Here is a 23,471-nt window from a genome sequence, read left to right on the forward strand (position 1 = left end):
TCCGTACGGCGATCACACATCCGCTTCGGTTACTGTCACCGGATGCTCGATGCCAACCGCTCTGGCACCGCCACGGCCTCTCCCCGGGCCGCCGCCACGGAGCTTCCCGTCGCCGTACCCGCGCCGCCGGCCTTCACCGCGCGGTGCACGAGACTGCTGCTGTCGCCCTGGTCGCGCCTCTCCCTGCTGGTCGCCCTGCTCGCGGCGGGCGGCGCGTCGGTGCTGCTCTTCGAGCCCCAGAAGCTCATGACGCACGGCTGGCCGCCGCAGGCCCAGGGCGCCACCGCGCTGGTGGTCTTCACCGTGGCGTACGCCCTGGTGACCGTGGCGTTCGTACCGCGGCCGTTCCTGAACCTCGCGGCCGGCGCGCTCTTCGGCTCGGCCCTGGGCATGGGCGCCGCCATGGCCGGCACCGTCCTCGGCGCGTGGATCTCCTTCGCGCTCGGCCGGATGCTCGGCCAGGACGCCTTGCGCCCGCTGCTGCGCGGCCGTCTGCTGACGGCGGCGGACAACCAGTTCAGCAGGCACGGCTTCCGCTCGATGCTGGCGGTGCGGCTGTTCCCCGGTGTCCCGTTCTGGGCCGCGAACTACGCCGCCGCCGTCTCCCGCATGCGCTGCGCCCCGTTCCTCGTCGCCACGGCCCTCGGCTCGGTCCCGAACGTCGCCGCGTACGTCGTGGCGGGCGCCCGGGCCTCGACGCCGACGTCCCCGGTCTTCCTGGTCTCGGTGGCGGCCATCGTCGTCCCGGCGGTGGCGGGCGCGGTGGTGGCCTGGAGAAAACGCCACCACCTCCGCGCAAAGTAGCCGACCCGACTGCCGAGCGCCCCGTCAGGGGCGCGGGGAACCGCGCGACCAGCCCCGACGGCCCCGCGGCCGCACGACGACACAGCGCGGCACCCCACAAGGCACCCCACCGCCTACCGAACCGCCTACCGAACCGCCTACCGAACCGCCTCCAGGATCATCGCGTTGGCCAGCCCACCCGCCTCGCACATGGTCTGGAGCCCGAAGCGAGCGCCGCGTTCCCGCATCGCGTGCACCAGCGTCGTGGTCAGCCGGGTCCCGCTCGCCCCGAGCGGGTGCCCCAGGGCGATGGCCCCACCGTGCACGTTCACCCTGGCGAGGTCCGCCCCCGTCTCCTGCTGCCAGGCCAGCACCACACTGGCGAACGCCTCGTTGACCTCGAACAGGTCGATGTCCCCGAGCCCCAGCCCGGCCCTGCGCAGCACCTTCTCCGTCGCCGGAACCACACCGGTCAGCATGAGCAGGGGGTCGGAGCCGGTGACGGCGGCCGCGTGCAGCCGGGCCAGCGGCCGCAGTCCGAGCCGCGCCGCGGTCTCACCGGCCATGACCAGCACCGCCGACGCCCCGTCGTTGACCGGGCTGGCGTTGCCCGCCGTGACGTTCCACTCGATCTGCGGGAACCGCTCGGCGAACCCGGGGTCGTAGTAGGCGGGCCTGAGTCCCGCGAGAACCTCCGCGGTGGTGTCCGGCCGTACCGACTCGTCCCGGGCCACGCCGTCCAGCGGCGCCACCTCCGCGTCGAACAGCCCCGCCTCCCAGGCGGCCGCCGCCCGGTGGTGCGAGGAGAGGGCGAAGTCGTCCATCCGCTCCCGTCCGATGGACCACTTCGCCGCGATCAGCTCGGCGCTGATGCCCTGCGGCACCAGGCCCTCCGGGTAGCGCGCGGCGACTCCGGGGCCGAAGGGGTCCTTGCCGGCCGGGACGTTGGACCACATGGGCACCCGGCTCATCGACTCGACGCCGCAGGCCACCGCGATGTCGTAGGCCCCGGACATGACGCCCTGGGCCGCGAAGTGCACGGCCTGCTGGGAGGAGCCGCACTGGCGGTCCACCGTGGTCGCCGGGACCGTCTCGGGGAGTCCGGCGGACAGGACGGCGTAGCGGGTGGTGTTCATGGCCTGCTCGCCGACCTGGTCGACGGTGCCGCCGATCACGTCGTCGATGAGGGCCGGGGCGACGCCGGAGCGCTCGACGAGGGTGCGCAGGGTGTGGGCGAGGAGTTCGACGGGGTGGACGTGCGCCAGCGCGCCGTTGGGCCTGCCCTTCCCGACGGGCGTGCGTACGGCTTCGACGATGACTGCGTCACGCATCTCGGGCACCTCGTTTGCCAGTCTCGACTACTGGTGAGTAGGAAATCCGGACCCACCATAACCCCGCGAGTTGGAAAATCAAACCCTATGGGGAACCGGCTCTAGACTGACCTCCATGGCCGCACCGAGAGACCCCCGCCCCTGCTCGATCGCCGACACCCTGGCACTCGTCGGCGAGAAGCACTCCCTGCTGATCCTTCGGGAGGTGTGCCTCGGCAACGGCCGCTTCGACCAGCTGGCGCGCAACATCGGGGCCCCGCGCGACATCCTGGCCACCCGGCTGCGCCGGCTCGTCGACGCCGGGATCCTCACCAGGCGCGCCTACAGCGAGCGCCCGCAGCGCTTCGAGTACCGGCCCACGCGGGCGGGCCTCGAACTGGAGCCGGTCCTGATGACCCTGATGGCCTGGGGCGACCGCCATCTCCACCAGGACGGCGACCGTCCCATGGTGATCGGGCACAGCTGCGGCGACGACCTCGTCCCGGTCGTCACCTGCGCGGCCTGCGGCGACCCGGTCCGCCACGAGGACCTGACGGCCCACCCGCAGGCCCCGGGCTGGACGGTCACCGGACCGTCCGCCGCCTGACCGCCCGCGCTACTGCCCCTGGCGGTACACGTCGAGCCGCCCGCACATCCCGAACCGGCCCAGCTCGTAGGGCTGTTCGGACCGCACCGCGGCCTGCGAGAGGTGGCCGTGATCGCCCTTCTCCAGGCGGTCGAGCTGCTCCCCCGTCGCCTCGGCGGCGGCCAGCGCACCGCGCCGCCAGCGCTCGCGCCACTCCGCGAGCCGGGGCCGCACGAGCGCCGCGGCGGCCCGGTGGAAGGCGGCCAGCGGCTCGGGTCCGGCGGCCTGGCGGAGGGCTCGGTAGCCCTCCAGGGCCAGATCGCGGCGGGCGCGGACGATCCGCTCCCGCTCGGCCTGAGGCGCGTCGGCGGGAACGGCGGTCGCCGCGGCGTACGTCTGCGGGTCCGTCAGGTACTCGGGCGGCAGGGTGAGCACCGCGTCGCCGGCCTCCGGGAGCCCGCTGTTCTGCATCAGCACGGTGATGCGCAGGTCGTCCTCGTTGACGAGGCGGTGGACGGTGCCCGGCGTGAACCAGGCGACCGTGCCGGGCACGAGGGGCGTGACCTCGTACCCGGAGGTGGTGAGCGTCTGCACCGCGCCCCGGCCGCCCGTGACGACGTACGCCTCCGAACAGGTCAGGTGCAGATGGGGAGTTCCGCCGCGCACGCCGTCGGCGGCCGGCCAGTCGTACACGCACAGGCGCGAGACCGCGACCCCGCCCGGCAGCCCGGCGGACCCGGACTCCCCGCCACTCACCACGGATGCGCCTCCAGGTACTTGGCGATGTCGTCGCGCTCCCAGGCGCCGTCGGCGACGACGACCCGGTAGCGGCGCCGGAGGGTGTCCCCGGGGGCCAGTTCCAGTTCGTCGTGGAAGGACCAGGAGGGGGCGATGCCGGCGAACGGGTCGTTGCGCACGAACCAGTGGGCGGGGTGGGCGCCTTCCGTGCCCCGGTGGTCGTTCTCCGGGGCGTGCTCGAAGAGGACCGTGGCGTGGCCGTCGGCGCCGTCGTGCTCGCCGGACAGGGCCAGCCAGGAGGACTGGGAGCCCATCAGCTGCGGGCCCTCGTCCTGCGGGCCGATGATCCGGCCGTCCCGGAAGGCACGCGGACCGCGCCAGAACAGGCCGGTGTAGCCCGCCTGTTCGCGCCCGGCCGTGGTGGGGCTGCCGAACAGCAGCGGTTCGTCACGGCGGTTGGTGATCTCACTGGCCCAGGTCAGCGCCCAGGAGCCGGAGTCGGGGTCGACGTCATGGACCTCGACGCGGCGCCGCTCGTCCGCCCACAGCGTCCCGTCGTACGGGTGCCAGGTCAGCCGTTCCGCGATGACCAGACGGTCCCCGTCCGAGGACAGCTCGTCGAAGCCGGCGTGCCGCATCGAGCCGACCCGCTCCGGGATCGCGAGGTAACCCTCTCCATGGACATAGGAGTTGCCGCCCCACAGGTTCGCGCCGGACAGGTGCGAGGCGGTCAGCGAGAGGCCCTTGTGCCAGCGGTGGTCGTTGGGCCGGTAGTCGGTGACGACGTCCCCGGCGAGGGTCCGCACCGGGTGCAGGTACGGCCGCGGCGCCTCCCAGGCGGCCTCGGGCCGGTAGACGTACGCGAAGAGCTGGACCCCGGTGACCGGCTCGGTCACCGTGATCCGGTCGCCGTGGGCGTGCGTGATCCGCAGCTCGCCGCTCACGCGGACACCTCCTCGCGCTCGACCGGCGCCCAGCCGGGGGCGCCGCCGTGCAGGGCCGTGTAATAAGGATCGCCCGGACCGATCTCGCCCGCGCGGACGGTGGTGTCGGTGAACGCCGACTTGTACAGCGCGGTGATCAGCTCCAGGCTGGTGCGCCCGTCGGCACCGCTGCTGCGCGGCCGCTCCCCCGCACGCATGCTGGCGACCAGCTCGCGCAGCTGGGCCAGGTGCGAGCTGGGCACGTCCGGGCCGAAGTCCTGCCAGGCGGCCGCCTCCTCGGCGGGGACGCCGGGGGCCGGGGTGATGCGCCAGTTGTCGTTGGAGTGGCCGTACAGATGGGTCAGTTCGACGGTGGCGCGCTCGCAGTCGATGCGGATGCGGCTGACCTCGTCGGGGCTGAGCACGCTGTTCACGACGGTCGCCAGGGCGCCGTCGGCGAACCGGACCAGGGCGGTGGAGACGTCCTCGGTCTCCACGTCGTGCACCAGCCGGCCGGCCATCGCGCGCACCTCGCCCCACGGCCCGAGCAGGTCGAGCAGGAGGTCCATCTGGTGGATGCCGTGGCCCATGGCCGGGCCGCCGCCCTCGGTCGCCCAGCGGCCCCGCCAGGGCACGGCGTAGTAAGCGGTGTCCCGGTACCAGGTGGTCTGGCAGTGGGCGACCAGCGGACGGCCGAGCGCCCCCTCGGCCAGCAGCCGGCGCACGTGGGTGGCGGCGGAGCCGAAGCGGTGCTGGAAGACGATCGAGGCGTACGGCCCGCCGTCGGCGCCCTCCTCCGCCTCGATCTCGTCGAAGTCGGCGAGCGACGGCACGGGCGGCTTCTCGCACCACACCCAGGCACCGGCCCGCAGGGCGGCGATCGTCTGCGCCTTGTGCAGGGTCGGCGGGGTGCCGATGGTGACCAGGTCGGGCCGCTGCTCCTCAAGCATCCGGTCCAGGTCGGTGTAGGCGTGCGGAACGCCGGCCTCGGCACACATCGCCTCGACGGCGTTGGCATCGATGTCGACGGCGGCGACGATCTCGGTCTCGCCCTCGGCGGCCAGCTGGGCGAGCGCGGGCAGATGGGAGCCGCGCCCGATGGCGCCGGCGCCTACGACGGCGACCCGGATGCGCCGGCCGGTGAAGGGAGCCGCGGAAAGGGGCGTGCGGGGCATGGACGTGATCAGCACTCCTCGGGGCGTGTACCGACGATGGGCGCGCACCGTCGCCCGAATGCGCCGTACCCACACCCCGATGTGCGGGAGCAAGCGCTTTCTCCTGGGGAAACGTAAGCGGCGGTGCCCTGACCGGTCAACACCCCATGAGTGTCGGGCGCCGGATCACGGGGGCGTACCGGGGCCGAGCAAGCGCTAGCGACACCTCTCGGCGCCCGCACCACACACTCCTCACGCCGGGCGCGGGACGGGCGCACGCACCGGTCACCACCGAGCGACCATGCCCGCCGCGCCGCCCCTTCCACCACCATGTCGGCCGCTGCCCGGCGTCCCGGCGATGGGCCCGCCCGGCGTCGGCGCACCGCCACGCCTCCCCTCGCTGCCTTGTCATCGCGCCACCACCTCTCCACCTCGCCACCTCTCCACCCCGGCGCCCCACCGCCCGGCCACCGCGCCTGCCGTCATGCTCACCGCCGCCGCACCATCCGACGGGTGGACGCACCGGGCGGTCTGCGGCGCCTTCCGCCGTCCGCCGTCCGCCGCGTGCCGTCCGCCGCGTGCCGTCCGCCTTCCAGCGTCTGCCATCGCCGTCCCGCCGCGTCATTGCACTCCCGCGCCTCCCCCGCACCCCCGCGCCACTCGATGCGTCTTCCCATTCGGCAACAGGCCAAGCCACCACCTCCGCGCTCCCTCCCCGTTCCCTCCGCACCCCTTGCGCGCTCTGTCCGCCGCCCCGCCCCGCCCCCGTTCGTCACGGGCCGTGCTCGTCGTGCCCCGCAGCTGTCCGGTCCGCCGAACGGTTCGGTCGTCGCTACGGTCCCGGCCCAACCCCCTGTGTCCGCGCTGTCATACCGGCCCGCTACGCTGCCGTTGCACACGCATGATCACGCGCGCTCGCGCGTCCGCCAGCCCCTCTCTCACCTCTGGGACGCCGTACCTTCATGTCTTGGTTTGAATCGCTGGTCCTCGGCCTCGTCCAGGGGCTGACCGAGTTCCTGCCCGTCTCCTCCAGCGCGCACCTGCGTCTGACCGCCGCGTTCTCCGGCTGGCAGGACCCGGGAGCGGCCTTCACGGCGATCACGCAGATCGGCACGGAGGCCGCGGTGCTGATCTATTTCCGCAAGGACATCGGGCGGATCATCTCGGCCTGGTTCCGGTCGCTGTTCAACAAGGCGATGCGGCAGGACCACGACGCCCAGATGGGCTGGCTGGTGATCGTCGGCTCGATCCCGATCGGCCTGCTGGGCGTGACCCTCAAGGACCAGATCGAGGGCCCGTTCCGCGATCTGCGTATCACGGCAACGATGCTGATCGTCGTGGGCATCGTGATCGGCGTCGCCGACCGGCTCGCCGCGCGCGACGAGAACGGCGGCAAGCACCGCACGCCCAAGCAGCGCAAGACGCTGGAGAACCTCGGCATCAGGGACGGTCTGATCTTCGGCTTCTGCCAGGCCTGCGCCCTCATCCCGGGCGTCTCCCGCTCCGGCGCCACGATCAGCGGCGGCCTGTTCATGGGCTACCGCCGTGAGGCGGCCGCACGTTACTCCTTCCTGCTCGCCATCCCGGCGGTGCTGGCCTCCGGTGCGTTCGAGGTGAAGGACTCGGTGGGCGAGGGCCATGTGGCCTGGGGCCCGACCCTGTTCGCGACGGTGATCGCGTTCGCGTCCGGCTACGCGGTGATCGCCTGGTTCATGAAGTGGATCTCCAACAAGAGCTTCATGCCGTTCGTCTGGTACCGCATCGCCCTCGGCATCGTCATCATCGCCCTGGTCTCGGCGGACGTCCTCAGCCCGCACGCGGCGGAGTCGGCGGGCTAGCTCAAGAGCTCAGGCGGATCGTTCCGCCCCGCTCGCAGGGCGGCCGCGCGGATTCGCTTCTCACTCGGCGGCCGGGGTGCCCTGGTGGTAGTACATGCGCCAGCCCGTCGCCGTCAGGCGCCACAGGGAGGTGCGCCAGACGCGGCGGCCCCGGTGGTCGGTGAGGTACGTCAGGTGGACGATGTCCGGGGCCAGTACGGTCCCGGACATCTCGCTCACCTCGACCGGTGAGTCGGGGGACACCGAGCCGTCGCCGGTGACCGTGAGGACCGACGTCGTGTCCCAGCGTCTGCCGGACGCCCCGACCTCGGTGAACTCCGGGTCGAGCAGCGCCAGGACGAGGTGTGGAGAAGCACGTACCCCGGGGTCGAGGAGGCGCAACTCCGCGTCGATGGCAGCCTGCACCGCCCGCTGGTCGTCGTACGTCATACGGCGACCCTACGGGTGGCCGCCGTCCGGATCAGCCCAGTTCCAGCAGCAGGGCGGTGAGTTCGCCCGGCATGGTGATCATGCAGTCGTGGCCGGTGGGCAGTTGCCGCACCTGCTCGGTGCCGGGCACCTTGCGGCGGACGATGCCCTCGGGCACGCCGGCCGTGCAGTGGATGTGGGTCCGCGGGATCGTGTCCGCCGCGGGGTTGTCCAGGCGTACCGGCTGCTGGAGGCAGCGCACCGACTGGTCGGACAACAGGCTCCGCAGCCAGGCCGTGTCCGCCGGGTCGGTGACCCCGAACAGGCCGTACGGCGGCGGGAGTTCGGGCATCGGCGGGACCCGCCACCCGCTCTCGGACGCCAGCGCGCTCTCGATCAGGGCCCGGGACAGGGGCTGGACGTCGACCGCGCTCTCCCCGTGGTCCGGGACCATCGCGTCGAGGTAGACCAGGTGGCCGACGCGGTCGGGGACCCGGTGGGCGGCGGCGGAGACGACCAGTCCCGCGTAGCTGTGTCCCACGAGGACCACCTCCGTGAGGTCCTCTTCCGTGATCAGCCGCACGACGTCGTCGACGTGCGTGTCAAGGCCGACGCCGGGACCGAGCAGATGCGCCCGGTCGCCGTGGCCGGTGAGGGAAGGCGCGTACGCCCGGTGCCCCGCGGCCGTCAGCCGCGACGTGACCCGCTCCCAGACCTCCCCGCTGTGCCAGGCACCGTGTACCAGCAGATATGTGGACATGACCGTGCTCCTCAGGGTGCTCGTGATCGTTCGCCGAGCACGCTTCCGCGTCGGACCCGGCCGAGGCAGAGCCCCGCCGATCCTGGGGGTGACAGGACCAGGCACGGGAGCGGTGGGCCGGATTACGGTGGGGGGATGACCGGTGAACCGAACCTGCTGGGCGCGTACGTGCGGGCCCGCCGCGAGCTCGTCACGCCCGAGCAGGTCGGCATCCCGGTGCTCGGGGTACGGCGGGTGCCCGGTCTGCGCCGGGAGGAGGTCGCGATGCTCGCCGGCATCAGCGCCGACTACTACCTGCGCCTGGAGCAGGGCCGCGACCGCAACCCCTCCGTCCAGGTCCTGGAGTCCCTCGCCCGGGTGCTGCGCCTCGACGAGCACGCGACGGCGTACCTGCTGGGCCTCGGCGCCGGGACACCGCGCCGGCGCCGGCGCCGGTCCCGCCGGGAGACGGTTCCGCCCGGGGTCGCGCAGCTCGTCGCCGCGCTGCCGCTGCCCGCGCTGGTCGAGGGCCGCTACTTCGACGTCCTCGCCGTCAACGCCCTGGCGACCGCCCTGTCACCGCGGCTGCGGGTGGGCTCCAACCGGCTGCGGGACACCTTCCTCGACCCCGCCGAGCAGGCCCTGTACCCGGACTGGACGGACGCCGGCGCGGGCATGGTGGCCGGCTTCCGCAAGTCCGTCGGGGCGGACGCGGACGACCCCCGGGTCATCGAGCTGGTCGGCGAACTCTCCCTGTCCAGCCCGGAGTTCAGCAGGCTCTGGGCCCGCCACGACATCGCCGCGTGCGAGGGCGCCGCCAAGCACCTCGACCATCCCGGGGTCGGAGGCCTGTGGCTGAACCGGGAACGGCTGGGCGTCAGCGGGACGACGGGACAGACGCTCGTCGTCTACCACCCGGACCCGGGCAGCGACAGCGCCGAGAAGCTGGCGCTGCTCGCCTCGGCACTGCGCACCGCGTGAGCCGGACGCGCAGAGCGAGGACGCGCAGAGCGAGGACACACAGGGCAGGGCAGGGCAGCGCAGGGCTGGGGCAGGACCGGCGGACGGCCGGTCGGGCGGGCGAGTGGTCGAGCGGACTTGCCGAGTGGCCGAGCGGTCGGACGGACTGGCCTGGCGGGCGGGCGGACTTGCCGAGCGGCCGGGCGGTAGGGCGGACTTGCCGAGTAGCCGGGCGGCTGATCTCGGCCAACCCCTGGCGGGGCCGCTCCCGTTGGTGTCCGGGGCCGTCGTCACGGCCCAGGTGGGCACGAAGGCCCCGGCCAGCGGCTCCTGCGCCCGCTCGCGGCCGGACTGCCCGCCCGGCACATGCCACGGCCCGACCGCCCAGGGACCGTGTCACCCGTGACCAACCCCATACGGTCTGCGTAGCGGCCCGGTAGCGCACCGTCAGTTCTTGCCCCTACGCTGGAACGCATGTCCCCCGATTCCCGAACCCCTGGTTCCGTGCGTTCCGCGGCCGAGGTCAACGAGCACATCCGGGCGCTGTGGCTGCGAGCGGGCGGCACCCTGTCGGCCCAGGAGCGGTCGGAGTACGAGTTGTTGGTGGTCGAGTGGGCCGAGGCGATCCGCGAGCGGATCATCGAGGCGGCCTGACCGGCGGCGGGGTTCAGCGCCCGCCGGAGACCCGGAGCACCGCGCCCGTGGTGTAGGAGGCCTCCGGCGACAGCAGCCAGGCGATCGCGGCGGCGATCTCGTCGGGCCGGCCGGCCCGGCCCAACGGCGTTCCGGCACCGACCCGTTCGGCCCGCCCGGGTTCGCCCATCGCCGCGTGGATCTCCGTGTCGATCACACCGGGCGCCACCGCGTTGACCCGGACGCCGTCCGGGCCGAGTTCCTTGGCGAGGCCCACGGTCAGCGCGTCGACGGCCGCCTTGGTCGCCGCGTAGTGGACGTACTCGCCGGGGCTGCCGAGCGTGGCCGCCGCCGAGGACACGTTCACGATCGCACCGCTCCCCCGCGGCACCATCAGCCGCGCCGCCCGCCGCGAACACAGCAGCGTGCCCAGCAGGTTGACCTCCACGACCCGCCGCAGATCCTCGGTCGCCGCATCGGCCAGCCGCCCGAACGGGCTGGTCACGGCGGCGTTGTTGACCAGTCCCGTGACCGGTCCCAGCCGCTCCTGCGCGGTGTCGAAGAGCCGCTCCACGTCCGCTTCCGCCGCCGTGTCCACCGCTACGGCGACCGCCCGCGCGCCGGCCTTCCGCGCCCCCTCGGCGACCTCCTCGGCGGCGTCGGCGTCCCGGAGGTACCCGATCACGAGATCGTGTCCGTCGGCCGCGAGCCGCAGGCAGGTCGCGGCGCCGATACCGCGACTGCCGCCGGTGACCACCGTGACGGGACGTGCCATGCGAACCTCCTGGAACCGGACGGGAACCAGGATCCTACGGCCGTGGCAGCCCCCGCGCCGCGCCGCGCCACCGTCACCACGACCGCCCTCGGGCCCACGGCTCCACCGGACCGCGGCTCCCCGGGACCGCGGGTCGACGGGCCCACGGCTCCACGGGCCCACGGCTCCCCGGGACCGCGGCTCCACGGCCGCAGATGACGGCCGGTCGGCACGGCGACCCTCCGTCCTGAGGGCGAGGGGCGGGCGTTGGGCGGTCGGGGCGGGAGAGGTGCCGCCATCGCTCCCCGTGCGCACCGGAACGGAGCAGGCAGCCGTCCCGCCTCCTGACCCGGACCCCGGCGGCCCGTCCCCGGTGGTCGGCGGCGTTCGAACATCGCCGAATATCGCGCGCACCCCTTGGCTGTGTCCGTCCCGTGCCCAACACTGTGCCGATGACGCAGCGTGTGGAGCTCGCGACCGTGATGGACCGGCTGGCCGTGGACGAGGTGGTCACCGCGTACGCGGTGGCCGTCGACGACGGCGACTGGGCGGCGTACCGCGGACTGTTCACCGCGGACGGGCGGGCCGACTACCGGTCCGCCGGGGGGATCGAGGGGGACGCCGGACGGGTGGCCGGGTGGCTCGCGGAGAGTCTCGCGCTGTTCTCGATGCGGCAGCATCTGATCGTCAACCGGCTGGTGCGGTTCGGCGTCCTGGAGCACGACACCGGGGACACCGCCCGGGTGCGGGCCGACTATCTCAACCCCATGCGCTTCGCGGACGGCGACGCCGGCGCCACGGCCCCCGATCTCGTGTGCGGCGGCCGTTACGCGTTCACGCTGCTGCGCACCGCGGACGGCTGGCGGCTGCGGCAGGTCGTCGTCGAGGAGAAGTGGCGCAGGCTGCCCGCCCCGCGCGCGGCGGCCGTACCCGACTGAGCCCGCTCCCGTGCCCCCTGTCGGAGATCCCTCCCGGTCACGCACACTGGAGGGACCCGCAGGCAGGAGGCGACGCATGAGGACCGTCGAGCGCTGGCTGACCTCCCCGTGGCGGCGGTCCTGCGCCGGGGCGCTCGCCGGCGCCCTGCCCGTACTGGCCTTCCCCGCGCCCTCCCTGTGGTGGTTCGCCTACGTCGCGCTGGTCCCGTGGCTGCTGCTGGCCCGCTCGGCGCCGACCGGGCGGCGGGCGGCGTACGACGGCTGGTGCGGCGGGTTCGGGTTCATGATCGCCGTGCACCACTGGCTGCTGCCGAGCCTGCACGTCTTCATCTTCCTGATAGCGGGGCTGCTGAGTCTGCTCTGGGCGCCCTGGGGCTGGCTGGTGCGCCGGCTGCTCGGCGGTGTGCCCTCGCCGGGGCGCGGCGTGGTGGCGCTGCTGGTGCTGCCCTCGGGCTGGCTGCTGGTGGAGCTGGTGCGGTCCTGGCAGGGCCTCGGCGGACCCTGGGGCATGCTCGGCGCCACGCAGTGGCAGGTGACTCCGGCGCTGCGGCTGGCGTCGGTCGGCGGGGTGTGGCTGCTGAGCTTCCTGGTGGTCGCGGTGAACGTGGCCGTCGCCGTGCTCCTCGCCGTGCGCGAGGCCCGGGTGCCGGCGGTCGCCTCGCTGGTGGCCACGGCCGCCGCGACCTCCGCCGCCTGGGCGTGGTCGCCGCGCCCGGAGGTGACCGGTCACGTCCGGATCGCCGTCGTACAGCCCGGGGTCCTGGACGGCGGCGACCGCCGCTTCGACCGCGAGGAGCGGCTGACCCGGCAACTGGCCGAGCAGCACCCGGACCTGATCGTCTGGGGCGAGAGCAGTGTCGGCTTCGACCTCGGGGACCGGCCCGACCTGGCGAAGCGCATCGCCGCGCTGTCGCGGGAGACCGGCGCGGACATCCTGGTCAACGTCGACGCCCGGCGCTCGGACCGGCCCGGGATCTACAAGAGCTCCCTCCTGGTGGGCCCGGACGGACCGACCGGGGACCGGTACGACAAGATGCGGCTGGTCCCGTTCGGCGAGTACATCCCGGCCCGCTCGCTGTTCGGCTGGGCCACCTCGGTGGGCAAGGCGGCCGGCGAGGACCGGCGGCGCGGTAGCGGGCAGGTGGTGATGGACGTCGGCCACGGACTGCGCGTCGGCCCGCTGATCTGCTTCGAGACGGCCTTCCCCGACATGAGCCGGCATCTCGCGCAGGACGGCGCCGGGGTGCTGGTCGGGCAGTCCTCGACCTCCACGTTCCAGCACAGCTGGGCCCCCGAGCAGCACGCCTCGCTGGCCGCGCTGCGGGCCGCCGAGACCGGGCGCACGATGGTCCACGCCACGCTGACCGGGGTGTCCGCCGTGTACGGCCCGGACGGCGGGCGCATCGGCCCCTGGCTGGGCACGGACGCGAGCACCGCGCGGGTCTACGAGGTTCCGGTCGCGCACGGTGTCACGCCGTTCGTGCGGTTCGGGGACTGGCCGGTGGACGGCGCGCTGCTGGTGCTGGCGGTCTACTGCCTCGGCGAGGGGCTGCGGGCGGTCAGGCTGCGCCGGGGCGGCGCCCGACCTCTCGTACCACCCGCTCGCACAGTTCGTGAGTCGCCAGCGCGTCACGGGCACTGAGCACCTTGCCGGCGCGGACCGCGTCGAGGAAGGTCAGCACGGCCTGTTCCATACCGCGCTGCCGGGCGACCGGCACCCAGTCGCCGCGCCGCCGGACCGTCGGCTGCCCCTTGTGGTCGACGACCTCGGCGAGGTTCAGCACCTGGCGCTTGGTGTCCTGCCCGGAGACCTCCAGGATCTCCTCGGCGGAGCCGCTGAGCCGGTTCATCACGCCGATCGCGGTGAAGCCCTCCCCGGCCAGCTGGAGGACCACGTGGTGCAGCAGGCCGTCGGCGACGCGGGCGCGGACCGTCACGTCGTCGACGGGGCCGGGGGCCAGGAAGCGCAGGGTGTCGACGACGTGGATGAAGTCGTCGAGGATCATCGTGCGGGGCTCCTCGGGCAGCCCGACGCGGTTCTTCTGCATGAGGATCAGCTCGCGCGGATGGTCGGCGCACTGGGTGTAGCCGGGGGCGTGACGCCGGTTGAAGCCGACGAACAGCGACACGTTCCGTTCCTCGGCGAGCGCCACCAGGCGGGCGGAGTCGTCGAGCCGGTAGGCGAGCGGCTTGTCGACGTACGTCGGTACGCCGGCCTCGATCAGGCGGGTGACGATCTCCGGGTGGGCGCCCGTCGGCGCGTGCACGAAGGCGGCGTCCAGGCCCTGGGCGAGGAGTCCGTCGAGGGTGGTGTGGCGGTGGCCGGCGGGCAGGTGGAGGCTGTCGGCGACCCGGGCGAGGGTGGCGGGGGTGCGGGTCTGGAGGTGGAGTTCGGCCCCCGGCAGCGCGCCGAGCACCGGCAGGTACGCCTTCTGCGCGATGTCGCCGAGTCCGATGCAGCCGACCTTCACGGGTGCTCCCCTCGCGGTGGCCCACGCGTGCGGGTGCCTACGCGTGCGTGCCTGTGCGGAAGCATACGGGCGATATTCCGTGGTGGACCGGGCGGGGCTGCACCAGAATGCCGGGTATGACCACCGAACGCCGCATGCCCGCCGTCGACGCCCCCGAACGCACCATGCTGGAGGACTGGCTGGAGTTCCACCGGCAGACGCTCGCGGTGAAGTGCGAGGGTCTGACCGACGAGCAGCTCAGGACCGCCTCCGTGCCGCCGTCGCCGCTGACCCTCCTGGGGCTGGTGCGGCACATGGCCGACGTGGAGCGGTCCTGGTACCGCAGGGTGCTCACCGACGAGGACGCGCCGCCGCTCCACTTCAGCGACGCCGACCCCGACGGCGAGTTCCACCTCGGCGGGACGGAGACCTGGCAGGAGACGTACGAGGTCTGGCAGGCCGAGATCGGGGCGGCCCGGCGCCGCGCGGCCGGCTTCGGCCTGGACGACCTCTCCGAGGGCCGGCACCGCCGTACCGGCGAGCGGATCAGCCTGCGCTGGATCCACACCCACATGATCGAGGAGTACGCCCGGCACAACGGCCACGCCGACCTGATCCGCGAGCGCATCGACGGCGCGACCGGCGACTGACGTCAGCCGCGCGGGCGCCCGTCACACGTAGGGGGAACGAGATCACCCGGGCGGGTGCCGCAACGTCCGGTCGGCGGTGCCGATCCGCCCGCGGACCCAGCAGAGTTGCGCGGGTGCATCGAACGACGACCACCGCAGCGCTCCTGGTCACCGTGACCGTCTCGGCCCTCTCCGGGTGCGTGGCGGTCCAGCGTCCGGCCGCGCCCGGACCGCCGGCGGGTACGGCGGCCTCGCTGCCGTCGGTGCCCCGCCCGGACGGCAGCACCGAGCCGAAGGTGGTGCAGGCGCCGGTGAAGGAGGCCCTGGAGATGATGGGCCCGTCCCGCGCCCCGCACCGCCCCGCGGACCCGGCCCCGCACACCCCGGCGGCCCAGCCCCCGGCCCAGCCCCGTCGGCAGGCGCGGGAGCCGCGCGCCGCCGCCCCGCACCCCCACCCGCACCGGGCCCGCACCCCGGGCGCCGGCGCACCCGACGTCACCCGGTCCGTGCCGAAGGCCCCCGACGTGTGCGCCCTCGGCAGGCAGTACGGCAGCTGGCCCGCGGACAGCCCGCAGGCACGGATCTGCGAGCAGACGTACGGCCGTTGAGGCAGCACCCCTCCCGACGGCCCGCGGCACCCCTCGGCGGCCGGCTGCACCCCGCGGCACTCCACTGCTGCCCGCCGCGGCCCGCTCCTGCCCTGCCCGCCGCGGCCCGCCGCCGGTTCTACTCGGGCCGCTGTCGCGGCGGTCCCCAGGAGTCGCCGCCGGGTGTGCCGTCGTCCCCGAGCCGCAGCTCCAGTCGGCCGATCGCGGCCCGGACCCCGTTGCCGTAGCCGTCGTCGGCGAGGGCGCCGGCCGCGCCGCGGGCCCGGCGCAGATGGGTGCGGGCGGCCTCGGGGCGGCCGAGCTTGACGTAGTCGGCGGCGAGGTTCAGATGCAGGGAGGGGTAGAAGCCGCGCACCGCGCCCGGCTCCGCGGCCGTCTCCTCGGCCTCGTCGGCCGCCGACAACGCCCTGAGGTCCCAGGCGAGTTCGTCGGCCGGGTCGTCCTGGGTGTCGGCGAGGTAGTGGGCGAGGGTGCAGCGGTGCAGCGGGTCGCCGTTCTCGCCCAGCTCCGTCCACAGGTCGAGCAGGCGCCGGCGGGCCTCCTCGCGGTCACCGCCGTGATGCAGCATCACGACCTGGCCGATCCGTGTGAGCAGGGCATCCGGTGCCGTCCGCTCCTGTCGCTCCGCCACCGCGCCCTCCGCACTCCTCGCCCGACCCGTCCGACGCTAACGGCCGCCGGTCACTTCTTCGGGCTCATCCCCCGCGGCCCGCCGTGTCCCCCGCCCGCCTGTCCCAACGCCCGGGGCCGGGCCGCCCGCACGCCCCCTCCTCCCGGCCCCGGCCGGGCCGCCCCCTCGGTCCGGCCGGGGTCGATGACGGTGTCGGGGACGGGCTCAGCCCAGGTTGGGGATGCGCCAGTCGATGGCCTCGTGACCCTGGGCCGCGACCGCCTCGTCGATCTGGGTGAAGGGGCGGGAGCCGAAGAACTTCTTCGCGGACAGCGGGGACGGGTGCGCGCCCTGGACCACCACGTGCCGGGTCTCGTCGATCAGCCGGAGCTTCTTCTGGGCGTAGTTGCCCCACAGGACGAAGACCGCCGGGTCGGGGCGCTCGGCCACCGCGCGGATCACCGCGTCCGTGAACTTCTCCCAGCCCTTGCCCTTGTGCGAGTTGGCCTCGCCCGCGCGGACCGTGAGGACCGCGTTGAGCAGCAGCACGCCCTGCTGGGCCCACGGCATCAGGTAGCCGTTGTCCGGCACCTCCAGGCCCAGCTCCTCCTTCATCTCCTTGTAGATGTTGCGCAGGGACGGCGGGGTCTTCACACCGGGGCGGACGGAGAAGCACAGGCCGTGCCCCTGGCCCTCGCCGTGGTACGGGTCCTGGCCGAGCACCAGCACCTTGACCCGGTCGTACGGCGTCGCCTCCAGCGCGGCGAAGACCTGCTCGCGCGGCGGGTAGACGGGTCCGTTCGCCCGCTCCTCCTCGACGAACTCGGCCAGCTCCTTGAAGTAGGGCTGCTGCAGCTCGTCGCCCAGAACCCCGCGCCAGGACTCGGGCAGCATGGCGATGTCGGTCACGTCAACGTCCTCACGAATTGCGGTCACTTGCGGTTCCTGCTGATGCCCAAGAACCTACAGGCGACCACTGACAACCGGTGCCCGCTCCCGCCTCACCAACTGGTCTTGCGGTGCAGCTCCCACATCATCATGATCGTCGACGGGTCGAGCGCCCGTTCGCCGCCGGAGACGTCGTCGGTGGCCGCGACGTACTGCCGCCCCTGCCACAGCGGGATCAGCCGGGTGTCGTTGACGAGGATCTGCTGGGCGTCCTCGAATTGCTTGACGACCTCGGCGCGGTCGCTCTCGCGGCGGGACTCGGGCAGCAGCTTCCCGGTGATCACGGGTGCCGGGTAGGGCGTGCCGAGGGCGTTCTGCCGGCCGACGAACGGGGCGATGAAGTTGTCCGCGTCGGGGAAGTCCGGGAACCAGCCGCGTCCGAAGACCGGGTACTCGCCCTTCTGGTAGCCGACCACGTAGGTCTTCCAGGGCCGGGTCCTGAGGGTGATGGTGAACAGGCCCGAGTCCTCCAGCTGCTGCTTGAGCTCCTGGAACATCTGCCCGGTCTCGGAGCCGTAGCGGTCGCTGGTGTACCAGAAGGTGAGCGGGACCCGCTGGGTGATGCCTGCGTCGGCGAGGATCTTGTGGGCCTTGGAGGTGCTGGGGTCGCCGAAGTCGTCGAAGAAGCCGGTGGTGTGGCCGGTGAGGCCCGCCGGGACCATGGAGTAGAGCGGGTCGACGGTGTCCTTGTACACCTTGTGGGCGATGGCCGAGCGGTCGACGAGCTGGGCGACGGCCTTGCGCACGGCGGGCTGTTTGGCCCACGGGTCCTCGGGGTTGAACACCAGGTAGCTGATGTCGGTGCCGGCGCCGTCGACCAGTTGCAGGTCGGTGTCGGTGTGCCGTTGCAGGGCGACGATGTCGGAGGCGGCGAGGCCGCGGTAGGTGACGTCGATGTCCCCGGACCGCAGCGCTTTGACCATGGTGGCCGAGTCGTGGAAGTAGCGGATGGTCACCGCGTCGTTCTGCCGGTCGGCGAAGCCCTGGTAGTTGTCGTTGCGGACGAGTTCGGCCTTCTCGCCGTCCTGGTACGACTTGAGGGTGTACGGCCCGGAGCCGTGCACCGAGTCGTCCTTGCGCAGCGAGTGGGCGGGGTAGTCGTCGGGGTCGACGAGGGACATGGCCGGGGTGGCGAGGACGAACGGGAAGGTGGCGTCGGCCTTGTCGAGGTGGAAGACCACCTCGCGCTCGCCGAGCACCTGCACCCGGTCGAGGCTGCCGAGGAGTCCGGCGGGACCGCTGGGCGCGTTGATGGCGCGGATCCGGTCGATGGAGTACTTCACGGCCGCGGCGTCGAGCGGGTCGCCGTCGGCGAACTTCAGGCCGGAGCGCAGTTCGCAGCGGTAGGTGCGGTTGCCGGAGTCCGTGAAGGCGCAGCTGCGGGCGGCGTCGGGCTGCGGGGTGGTGGCGCCGTCGGGGTAGGCCAGCAGGGTCTGGTAGATGTTCCGGAACAGTTCCCAGGAGCCGTCCCAGGATCCGGCGGGATCGAGGGTGCTGGGGGCGCTGGTGGTCCCGACGACGATCGGCCCGCTGTCCCCCGCGCCGGCGCCGTCGAAGACGCCGCACCCGGCCACCAGGGATATGGACGCGACCGCAGCCGCTCTTCGCAGGCCTCGGTTCCGGTTGAACACGCGCACACTCCTCGATCCGCCGCACCAGGGGTCGGCGGCAGACCATACCGGAGCGTTGACCGCCTGGAACCACCCCGGAAACGCGGGCGTTGATCGAATGTGCTATGACGACGTTGTCATCCGCCTGTGCGCATCTCGTACGGCCGTCCGGGCGTCGTTTCCGTCGTCCCTGCGAGGAATTGTCTGTGACGAAGACGACACCCGGCGTGACGTGCCGCAGGTCCGGTCAGGCGACACCGGCGTTGAGGAAGATGCCGCCGTCCACGACGAGCGTCTGACCGGTGATCCAGTCGGACTGCCCGGAGGTGAGGAACGCGGCGGTGCCGCCGATGTCGGAGGGCACGCCCAGCCGCTTGAGCGGGTAGCCCGCGGCCGCCTCGGCCTCGCGGCCCTCGTACAGCGCCTCGGCGAACTTGGTCTTGACGACGGCCGGGGCGATCGCGTTGACCCGCACCCGGGGCGCGAACTCGTGCGCCAGCTGCTGGGTCAGGTTGATCATCGCGGCCTTGCTGATGCCGTAGGCGCCGATGAACGGCGAGGCCGAAAGGCCCGCGACGGAGGCGATGTTGACGATGGCGCCGCCGTTGTCCTTCTGCCAGGCGTGCCAGGTCTTCTGGGCGAAGCCGAGGGCCGAGACCACGTTGGTCTCGAACACCTTGCGGGCCACGTCCAGGTCGACGTCGGCGATCGGGCCGAACACCGGGTTGGTGCCGGCGTTGTTGACCAGGAAGTCGACGCGGCCGAACACCTCCATGGCGCGCTCGACGACCTCGGTCTGATGGGCCAGGTCGTGCGCCTTGCCGGCGATGCCGATGACCCGGTCGGAGCCGAGGCTCTCGACGGCCGCCTTGAGGGCGTCCTCGTTGCGGCCGGTGATGGCGACGCGGTCGCCACGGGCGACCAGGGCCTCGGCGACGCCGTAGCCGATGCCGCGGCTCGCTCCGGTGACGACGGCGACCTTGCCGGACGGCTCGGGCAGTTCAGTCATGTCCGTGATCCTCGATAGTCCCTGATGAGTCCCTGGAGAGTTCCTGGTGCCCGCTAGTCCAGCGGCCCGCCGGCCACGTACAGGACCTGGCCGGAGACGAAGCCGGCGGCCTCGTCAGTGAAGAACGCGATGGCGTTGGCGATGTCCTCGGGCTCGCCGACGCGCTGCACGGGGATCTGGGTGGCGGCGGCGGCCTTGAACTCCTCGAAGCCCATCTTGACGCGCTCGGCGGTGGCCTTGGTCATCTCGGTGGCGATGAAGCCGGGGGCGACGGCGTTGGCGGTGATGCCGAACTTGCCGAGCTCGATGGCGAGGGTCTTGGTGAAGCCCTGGAGACCGGCCTTGGCGGCGGAGTAGTTGGCCTGGCCGCGGTTGCCGAGCGCGGAGGAGGAGGACAGGTTGACCACGCGTCCCCAGCCGGCCTCGACCATGTGCTGCTGGACGGCCTTGGTCATCAGGAAGGAGCCGCGCAGGTGGACGCCCAGGACCGTGTCCCAGTCCGAGGCGGACATCTTGAACAGCAGGTTGTCGCGGAGCACACCGGCGTTGTTGACCAGGATGGTCGGGGCGCCCAGCTCCTCGACGATCCGCGTGATCGCGGCGGCGACCTGGGCCTCGTCGGAGACGTCGGCGCCGACCGCGATCGCCGTGCCGCCGGCCGCGGTGATCTTCTCGACGGTGTCCTTGCAGGCCGCCTCGTCGAGGTCGACCACGGCGACCGCGCGGCCCTCGGCGGCCAGCCGTACGGCGGTGGCGGCGCCGATGCCGCGCGCCGCACCGGTGACGACCGCTACCCGCTGCTCAGTGGTGGACATGGGTGTGTCTCCTCGCCCTTGAGAGAACCTGGTCTGCGGGGCCCGCCCGTGGCGCCCCGCCGCGGTGAGCGACCGCTTAGTACCTTCGACAGACGAGACGCTAGAAGCCCTGGCACCCGGTGTCAACGCCGCACCGCGCGGTGTGATCCATTACCTCACCAGGAGATCCAGCAGACGCCGTGTCTCGGCGGCCGGGTCGAGGGTGAGTCCGGTGTGCACGGGACCGGGCTGGACGACGGCGGACCGGGGCGCGACGAGCCAGCGGAAGCGCCGCCCCGGGTCGTCCGCCGCCGCGTGCCCGGCCGCCGCGCCGCCCGCGCAGACGGCCTCGACGGCGCCGAGCGCGGCCCGTACCCCGGCCACGTCGGCGCCGGGGTCCAGGGCGAGCAGCCGGGCCTCGTCGAGGTGGGTGCGGGCACCGACGTACGCCTTGGCCCGGCAGTAGACGACGACGCCCGCGTTGATGCACTCGCCGCGCTCCACGCGGGGTACGACGCGCAGCAGGGCGTACTCGAAGACGTCACGGTCGCCGCCCTGGCCGGCCCGGGTGATGTGGCGCTCGGTCACATGTCCGGCCATGTGGATGTGGGTCTCGCTCACTTGGCCCCCTCGGTGCCGGGCGCGGCACCCGTGATGCGCTCGTGGATGACGGCGGCCCGGGCGAGCAGCGGCCGGGCGTAGGTGCGGCGGAGGTCGTCGGGCGTGTCGAAGCCGGGTTCGCCGTCGAGCCAGACGTCCGGGATCTCGGCGGTGACCTCGGCCAGCAGGTCCTCGGTGACCAGGGGCGCGAGCGCGGCGGCGGCCGCCCGGACATCGGGGGCGAAGCGGGCGAGGGCGTGGTCGCAGGCGTCGTAGGGCCGGGCGGCGGAGGTGTCCACCGACGGCCAGTTGTGCTGCCAGATCATGGTGGCGCCGTGGTCGATGAGCCACAGGTCGCCGCGGTGCACCAGCAGGTTGGGGTTGCGCCAGGAGCGGTCGACGTTGTTGACCAGCGCGTCGAACCAGACGATCCGCCCGGCCTCCTCGGGGCCGACGGTGAAGGCGAGCGGGTCGAAGCCGAGGGCGCCGGAGAGGAAGTCCATGCCGAGGTTGGTGCCGCCGCTGCCGCGCAGCAGGTCCTGCACCTGCTGCTCGGGTTCGCCGAGTCCGAGCACGGGGTCGAGTTCGACGGTCACGAGCCGGGGCATCCGGAACCCGAGCCGGCGGGCGAGTTCACCGCAGACGACCTCGGCGACCAGTGTCTTGCGGCCCTGTCCCGCGCCGCTGAACTTCATGACGTACAGCCCGAGGTCGTCGCCCTCGACGAGACCGGGCAGCGAGCCGCCTTCACGCAGGGGCGTGACGTAGCGGGTCGCGGTGACCGCTTTCAACATCTTCCCAGGTCACCCGTTTCCTCGACTTTGCCCCGGAGCGAAGTGAGCATAGTAACCGGGGGTGATCACGGGCGAGGACCGCCCACGGCGCCGGCGCGGACCGGTGCCGTGGGCGGCGCGTGTCAGGACTCCTGGACGAGGACCGTGCCGGTGTCGTGTTCCTCGGCGTCGGACCCGGCCCGTTCCGCGCGGGTGCGGGGGGAGCGGGCCAGCAGGACGGAGAGGAGGGTCAGCGCCTGGCACAGGATGACGAAGCCGACGACGAGCCAGGGGCCGTCGGCCGCGGCGACGAGGGCGGTGGCGATGAAGGGCGTGGTCCCGCCGAGCACCATCACGTTCAGCTCACGGGAGAAGGCGATCGCGGTGAAGCGGTAGCGGGTCTCGAACAGCTCCGACAGGAACGCGGACTGCGAGCCGAGCATCGCGCTCTGCCCGACGCCGTACGCGATCGTCATGGCGATGACGATCAGGACCGGCTGCTTCGTCTGGAGCAGCAGGAAGTACGGCGGGATGTAGCAGGCGGTGAAGATCGCGCCGCCCGCCAGTACGGGCGTGCGCCCGACCCGGTCGGACAGCCGGCCGAAGAACGGTACGGCCGCGATGCTGCTGGCCAGGGCCACGACCACGCCGATGGTCGCCGTCGTGGCCGAGACGCCGAGGGTGTTCTTCAGGTAGCTCAGCGAGAACGTGTTGACGAGATAGCCGGCGACGTTCAGCCCGGATCCGCACAGCAGGCCCACGACCAGGTGGCGGGGGCGTTCACGCAGTGCCTGCACCACGGGGATCTTGCGGGCCTCGGGCTTCTGCTCCCCGCGCTGCTGGACGGCCTGCTTGGCCTGGACGAAGTCGGGGGTCTCCTCGATCCGGCGCCGGATGAACAGCGCCACCGCGAAGATGACGATGCTGGCCAGGAAGGGGATCCGCCAGGCCCAGCCCAGCAGGACGTTTTCGGGGATGGTGGCCAGTATGGAGAAGAAGCCGGTGGAGAGCACGAAGGCGGCACCGACCGAGGCCTGCGCGAAGGAGGTGTAGAACCCGCGCCGCGCCGCCGGTGCGTACTCGGCGACGGTGGTGACGGCACCGGCGAACTCCGCGCCGGCGCCCAGCCCCTGAAGGATGCGGGTGATCAGCAGCAGTACCGGGGCCCACGCGCCCACGGTGTCGTAGGTCGGCAGCAGCCCGACCGCGACGGTCGCCGCTCCCATCAGGGTGATCGTGAAGACCAGCACGGGCTTGCGGCCGACCCGGTCACCGATGTGGGCGGCGACGAGACCGCCGAGGGGCCGGACGAAGAACGCGACCGCGAAGATCGCGAACGAGGCGAGGGTGCCGGCCACGGAGCTCTGGCTGGGGAAGAACAGCGGCCCGAAGACCAGGGCCGAGGCCACGCCGTAGAGCGCGAAGTCGTACCACTCGATGACCGTGCCGATGGAGCTGGCCACGACGACGCGTCTGATGGCCTGCTGCTCGATGACTGGGGAGGTGGGCGTGTGTGACATGAGGACTCTCTTCAGTATCGCCTTGCGGGTTTCGTCTTTGAAGTGCAGTGCGATGCCGCGATTCGGGATGTGCGGCTCTTGGGGGCGTGCCCGGGGGATGGGTCCGGTGCGCCGGGTGGTGCCGGGCGGCCGGTGGCCGGTCTCGGCCGGTGCCGG

Annotated in this window: 25 protein-coding genes; 9 read left to right on the plus strand and 16 right to left on the minus strand. The window is 72.9% G+C overall.

Features of this window, described 5'->3' with window-relative positions; genetic code table 11:
• The first annotated feature begins 42 nt into the window (after positions 1–42).
• Positions 43–804, plus strand: coding sequence for a TVP38/TMEM64 family protein (locus tag ACZ619_RS21195; RefSeq protein ID WP_469601003.1), 762 nt, complete (start codon positions 43–45; stop codon positions 802–804).
• Between the two features lie 137 nt (positions 805–941).
• On the opposite strand, the gene ACZ619_RS21200 is transcribed toward ACZ619_RS21195, so the two are convergent.
• On the minus strand, positions 942–2,114 hold the full coding sequence (locus ACZ619_RS21200; protein WP_469601006.1) for a thiolase family protein: 1,173 nt from the start codon (positions 2,112–2,114) through the stop codon (positions 942–944).
• Positions 2,115–2,229: 115 nt separating this feature from the next.
• Here ACZ619_RS21200 and ACZ619_RS21205 point away from each other — a divergent pair, with 115 nt between their 5' ends.
• A complete protein-coding gene (locus tag ACZ619_RS21205; RefSeq protein WP_469601008.1) occupies positions 2,230–2,700 on the plus strand; it encodes a winged helix-turn-helix transcriptional regulator in 471 nt (156 codons plus the stop codon).
• Positions 2,701–2,709: 9 nt separating this feature from the next.
• Here ACZ619_RS21205 and ACZ619_RS21210 read toward each other — a convergent pair whose 3' ends face one another.
• From ACZ619_RS21210 to ACZ619_RS21220, 3 genes are read right to left on the minus strand one after another with little or no spacing between them, the layout of a single operon-like run.
• Complete coding sequence (locus ACZ619_RS21210) at positions 2,710–3,438, minus strand: cupin domain-containing protein (RefSeq protein ID WP_469601010.1); 729 nt, start codon at positions 3,436–3,438, stop codon at positions 2,710–2,712.
• Positions 3,432–4,361 (minus strand): DUF6807 domain-containing protein, encoded by a 930-nt coding sequence (locus ACZ619_RS21215; RefSeq protein ID WP_469601013.1) that lies wholly within the window; start codon positions 4,359–4,361, stop codon positions 3,432–3,434. The genes ACZ619_RS21210 and ACZ619_RS21215 overlap by 7 nt, the downstream gene beginning before the upstream one ends.
• The gene (locus ACZ619_RS21220) at positions 4,358–5,515 is read right to left on the minus strand and encodes a Gfo/Idh/MocA family protein (RefSeq protein ID WP_469601016.1); all 1,158 of its coding nucleotides are present in this window, start codon (positions 5,513–5,515) and stop codon (positions 4,358–4,360) included. The genes ACZ619_RS21215 and ACZ619_RS21220 overlap by 4 nt, the downstream gene beginning before the upstream one ends.
• Positions 5,516–6,456: 941 nt before the next feature.
• Between ACZ619_RS21220 and ACZ619_RS21225 the strand changes: the two genes are divergently transcribed.
• On the plus strand, positions 6,457–7,332 hold the full coding sequence (locus ACZ619_RS21225; protein ID WP_469601019.1) for an undecaprenyl-diphosphate phosphatase: 876 nt from the start codon (positions 6,457–6,459) through the stop codon (positions 7,330–7,332).
• Positions 7,333–7,392: 60 nt separating this feature from the next.
• Here ACZ619_RS21225 and ACZ619_RS21230 read toward each other — a convergent pair whose 3' ends face one another.
• Positions 7,393–7,761, minus strand: a complete 369-nt coding sequence (locus tag ACZ619_RS21230; RefSeq protein WP_469601022.1) for a nuclear transport factor 2 family protein — start codon at positions 7,759–7,761, stop codon at positions 7,393–7,395.
• A 31-nt stretch (positions 7,762–7,792) separates the two neighbouring features.
• Entirely contained in the window at positions 7,793–8,500 is a 708-nt protein-coding gene (locus tag ACZ619_RS21235) for an alpha/beta fold hydrolase (RefSeq protein ID WP_469601024.1), read from the minus strand.
• Between the two features lie 135 nt (positions 8,501–8,635).
• Here ACZ619_RS21235 and ACZ619_RS21240 point away from each other — a divergent pair, with 135 nt between their 5' ends.
• Together ACZ619_RS21240 and ACZ619_RS21245 are read left to right on the plus strand one after the other, a co-directional pair.
• Positions 8,636–9,460, plus strand: a complete 825-nt coding sequence (locus ACZ619_RS21240; RefSeq protein WP_469601027.1) for a helix-turn-helix domain-containing protein — start codon at positions 8,636–8,638, stop codon at positions 9,458–9,460.
• Positions 9,461–9,913: 453 nt separating this feature from the next.
• Positions 9,914–10,093, plus strand: coding sequence for a hypothetical protein (locus ACZ619_RS21245; RefSeq protein ID WP_469601030.1), 180 nt, complete (start codon positions 9,914–9,916; stop codon positions 10,091–10,093).
• 13 nt (positions 10,094–10,106) lie between these two features.
• Here ACZ619_RS21245 and ACZ619_RS21250 read toward each other — a convergent pair whose 3' ends face one another.
• Entirely contained in the window at positions 10,107–10,847 is a 741-nt protein-coding gene (locus tag ACZ619_RS21250; protein ID WP_469601033.1) for an SDR family oxidoreductase, read from the minus strand.
• 431 nt (positions 10,848–11,278) lie between these two features.
• Here ACZ619_RS21250 and ACZ619_RS21255 point away from each other — a divergent pair, with 431 nt between their 5' ends.
• Together ACZ619_RS21255 and lnt are read left to right on the plus strand one after the other, a co-directional pair.
• On the plus strand, positions 11,279–11,764 hold the full coding sequence (locus ACZ619_RS21255) for a nuclear transport factor 2 family protein (RefSeq protein WP_469601035.1): 486 nt from the start codon (positions 11,279–11,281) through the stop codon (positions 11,762–11,764).
• 76 nt (positions 11,765–11,840) lie between these two features.
• Entirely contained in the window at positions 11,841–13,406 is a 1,566-nt protein-coding gene (lnt, locus tag ACZ619_RS21260; RefSeq protein WP_469601038.1) for an apolipoprotein N-acyltransferase, read from the plus strand.
• Here the strand turns inward: lnt and ACZ619_RS21265 are convergent.
• Complete coding sequence (locus tag ACZ619_RS21265) at positions 13,324–14,235, minus strand: Gfo/Idh/MocA family protein (protein WP_469601041.1); 912 nt, start codon at positions 14,233–14,235, stop codon at positions 13,324–13,326. The two genes, lnt and ACZ619_RS21265, sit on opposite strands and share 83 nt — an antisense overlap.
• A gap of 116 nt (positions 14,236–14,351) precedes the next feature.
• Here ACZ619_RS21265 and ACZ619_RS21270 point away from each other — a divergent pair, with 116 nt between their 5' ends.
• Together ACZ619_RS21270 and ACZ619_RS21275 are read left to right on the plus strand one after the other, a co-directional pair.
• The gene (locus ACZ619_RS21270; RefSeq protein WP_469601044.1) at positions 14,352–14,864 is read left to right on the plus strand and encodes a DinB family protein; all 513 of its coding nucleotides are present in this window, start codon (positions 14,352–14,354) and stop codon (positions 14,862–14,864) included.
• Positions 14,865–14,977: 113 nt separating this feature from the next.
• Positions 14,978–15,451: a hypothetical protein gene (locus tag ACZ619_RS21275; protein ID WP_469601046.1), complete on the plus strand. Its 474-nt coding sequence runs from the start codon at positions 14,978–14,980 to the stop codon at positions 15,449–15,451.
• Between the two features lie 118 nt (positions 15,452–15,569).
• Here ACZ619_RS21275 and ACZ619_RS21280 read toward each other — a convergent pair whose 3' ends face one another.
• The 8 genes from ACZ619_RS21280 to ACZ619_RS21315 all read right to left on the minus strand — a co-directional run bounded on the left by ACZ619_RS21280 (position 15,570) and on the right by ACZ619_RS21315 (position 23,315).
• Entirely contained in the window at positions 15,570–16,082 is a 513-nt protein-coding gene (locus ACZ619_RS21280; RefSeq protein WP_469601048.1) for a hypothetical protein, read from the minus strand.
• 204 nt (positions 16,083–16,286) lie between these two features.
• A complete protein-coding gene (ung, locus tag ACZ619_RS21285) occupies positions 16,287–16,970 on the minus strand; it encodes a uracil-DNA glycosylase (RefSeq protein WP_469601051.1) in 684 nt (227 codons plus the stop codon).
• Between the two features lie 92 nt (positions 16,971–17,062).
• Entirely contained in the window at positions 17,063–18,640 is a 1,578-nt protein-coding gene (locus ACZ619_RS21290) for an ABC transporter substrate-binding protein (RefSeq protein WP_469601053.1), read from the minus strand.
• A 226-nt stretch (positions 18,641–18,866) separates the two neighbouring features.
• On the minus strand, positions 18,867–19,628 hold the full coding sequence (locus ACZ619_RS21295; protein ID WP_469601056.1) for an SDR family oxidoreductase: 762 nt from the start codon (positions 19,626–19,628) through the stop codon (positions 18,867–18,869).
• A gap of 53 nt (positions 19,629–19,681) precedes the next feature.
• Positions 19,682–20,443: a 3-oxoacyl-ACP reductase FabG gene (fabG, locus tag ACZ619_RS21300; RefSeq protein ID WP_469601059.1), complete on the minus strand. Its 762-nt coding sequence runs from the start codon at positions 20,441–20,443 to the stop codon at positions 19,682–19,684.
• 150 nt (positions 20,444–20,593) lie between these two features.
• Positions 20,594–21,043, minus strand: coding sequence for a DUF3037 domain-containing protein (locus ACZ619_RS21305; protein ID WP_469601062.1), 450 nt, complete (start codon positions 21,041–21,043; stop codon positions 20,594–20,596).
• Positions 21,040–21,816 (minus strand): HipA family kinase, encoded by a 777-nt coding sequence (locus ACZ619_RS21310; protein WP_469601064.1) that lies wholly within the window; start codon positions 21,814–21,816, stop codon positions 21,040–21,042. The genes ACZ619_RS21305 and ACZ619_RS21310 overlap by 4 nt, the downstream gene beginning before the upstream one ends.
• Positions 21,817–21,938: 122 nt before the next feature.
• A complete protein-coding gene (locus tag ACZ619_RS21315; protein ID WP_469601066.1) occupies positions 21,939–23,315 on the minus strand; it encodes an MFS transporter in 1,377 nt (458 codons plus the stop codon).
• Positions 23,316–23,471 lie beyond the last annotated feature (156 nt).

This window comes from Streptomyces sp. NPDC104367, from assembly GCF_055583825.1.

Coding starts and splice junctions, on each gene's coding strand:
- ACZ619_RS21195 (WP_469601003.1), top strand. CDS start 43: ATGCTCGATGCCAACCGCTCTGGCACCGCCACGGCCTCTCCCCGGGCC.
- ACZ619_RS21200 (WP_469601006.1), bottom strand. CDS start 2,114: ATGCGTGACGCAGTCATCGTCGAAGCCGTACGCACGCCCGTCGGGAAG.
- ACZ619_RS21205 (WP_469601008.1), top strand. CDS start 2,230: ATGGCCGCACCGAGAGACCCCCGCCCCTGCTCGATCGCCGACACCCTG.
- ACZ619_RS21220 (WP_469601016.1), bottom strand. CDS start 5,515: ATGCCCCGCACGCCCCTTTCCGCGGCTCCCTTCACCGGCCGGCGCATC.
- ACZ619_RS21225 (WP_469601019.1), top strand. CDS start 6,457: ATGTCTTGGTTTGAATCGCTGGTCCTCGGCCTCGTCCAGGGGCTGACC.
- ACZ619_RS21230 (WP_469601022.1), bottom strand. CDS start 7,761: ATGACGTACGACGACCAGCGGGCGGTGCAGGCTGCCATCGACGCGGAG.
- ACZ619_RS21235 (WP_469601024.1), bottom strand. CDS start 8,500: ATGTCCACATATCTGCTGGTACACGGTGCCTGGCACAGCGGGGAGGTC.
- ACZ619_RS21240 (WP_469601027.1), top strand. CDS start 8,636: ATGACCGGTGAACCGAACCTGCTGGGCGCGTACGTGCGGGCCCGCCGC.
- ACZ619_RS21245 (WP_469601030.1), top strand. CDS start 9,914: ATGTCCCCCGATTCCCGAACCCCTGGTTCCGTGCGTTCCGCGGCCGAG.
- ACZ619_RS21250 (WP_469601033.1), bottom strand. CDS start 10,847: ATGGCACGTCCCGTCACGGTGGTCACCGGCGGCAGTCGCGGTATCGGC.
- ACZ619_RS21255 (WP_469601035.1), top strand. CDS start 11,279: ATGACGCAGCGTGTGGAGCTCGCGACCGTGATGGACCGGCTGGCCGTG.
- lnt (WP_469601038.1), top strand. CDS start 11,841: ATGAGGACCGTCGAGCGCTGGCTGACCTCCCCGTGGCGGCGGTCCTGC.
- ACZ619_RS21270 (WP_469601044.1), top strand. CDS start 14,352: ATGACCACCGAACGCCGCATGCCCGCCGTCGACGCCCCCGAACGCACC.
- ACZ619_RS21295 (WP_469601056.1), bottom strand. CDS start 19,628: ATGACTGAACTGCCCGAGCCGTCCGGCAAGGTCGCCGTCGTCACCGGA.
- fabG (WP_469601059.1), bottom strand. CDS start 20,443: ATGTCCACCACTGAGCAGCGGGTAGCGGTCGTCACCGGTGCGGCGCGC.
- ACZ619_RS21310 (WP_469601064.1), bottom strand. CDS start 21,816: ATGTTGAAAGCGGTCACCGCGACCCGCTACGTCACGCCCCTGCGTGAA.
- ACZ619_RS21315 (WP_469601066.1), bottom strand. CDS start 23,315: ATGTCACACACGCCCACCTCCCCAGTCATCGAGCAGCAGGCCATCAGA.